Source organism: Phocaeicola coprocola DSM 17136 (assembly GCF_000154845.1).
Taxonomy (GTDB): domain Bacteria; phylum Bacteroidota; class Bacteroidia; order Bacteroidales; family Bacteroidaceae; genus Phocaeicola; species Phocaeicola coprocola.
On record NZ_DS981444.1, the window covers coordinates 1 to 1282 of the forward strand.

The window sequence follows — 1282 nt, forward strand, 5'->3', positions numbered from 1 at the left end:
TAGGTTATTCCGAGCCTCTTACATGCCGCTTTGGCCAAGTTGACAGCAGCAAGCGATGCATTGAAGTGAAAATCCAATTTCCTGAAGTCGGTAGACTGGCAGCTGGTGATTCCTGCATGCTGCTTGCCATCTCTAAAGCAAAATTCCAGTTGGAACCTGGTTCTGTAATAATCCAGCACCTCACGTCCATCCATGGAATCGTCTGTAGAGAAGTAAAGCTGCCACTTGTCTGTCCTCCCGTCCATCGGATACCAGATGGCTAAGGAAACATACCTTTTGAGAGCTTTTGCATATACCCTCAATCCGTATAGCTTTCCCTTGTTCACCTCGTATTCCTTGCACCGGGTCAAATCCAGATTGGCAAAGTCAATCCTGCCGTCAAACCACTTGGGATGGCCACGTTTTCCTGTTTTCTGTTCCAATGTCGGATAGTACAGGATTACGTCATTCCGAAAGCGGCTGATGACATGGAAATCGTTCTCACACATAGGTGTTACGAAAGTTTCCTTGGAAAAGAATGCGTCTGCAACCACCGTTTTGGATATGCTTTGCAGCTTGTCTTTTCTGCTGATAAGATAGCAGCTGTACCAGTCAACAAGGTTCTTGTCCATATTATCCAAGGTCTTACAATCCGGCGTCTGAATGGAACCTAAAGTCATGCATTCATGGTTGTCGATGTCAATGACACCGATGCCCATGATTTCCAGTCCACGCTTGTATTCTCCTGCACAACCGGACCAGAAGTAACCTATCCAAGGTGTCTTCTTGCCTGATTTGGGAATATAGGAAGGATCGATGGCGATGGCTTTTCTTTTGCCTGTGAGATACTTGCTGATGATAGATCCGTTGAACGCAAACCAGTCGAAAGTTTCATGCTCAAAAAGGTTGCGATAAGTCTGTTCTGAGAAACAGCCATATCTGCCCAATTGAAGGAAATTTATACGATCCGGGATGGCCATGAATAATTTCATGGTGTCCATGAATGCTTTTTCAAAAGGTTTGTGTATATTCGCTACTGATTTGAGAGCCGACAGGCACTCGGATTGGTATTGCATAAGGAGTGTTTCTTTAGTCATAATCAGAAGAGTTCAGAGACTTCTAATTTACTAAGAAATAACGAATTATGCAATACTTTCCTCCTTTATTATCAGCAGGTTAGCTCTCTTTTTTCAGCACATTTCTTCATGCTTAACCATTCGTTTTTGACAACATTTCAATGACCTCTTTAGTGTTTCCGAACCAGCTTTTGCCGGTTCTGTTGTTTAACTTTTAATCTTTCGGT

At 43.3% G+C, this 1282-nt stretch carries 1 protein-coding gene; it reads right to left on the reverse strand.

Annotation, left to right across the window (positions count from 1 at the left end; all coding sequences use genetic code 11):
- On the reverse strand, positions 1–1076 hold a 1076-nt coding region (locus tag BACCOP_RS02510), incomplete at its 3' end, for a transposase (protein WP_007565872.1).
- Positions 1077–1282: the final 206 nt, after the last annotated feature.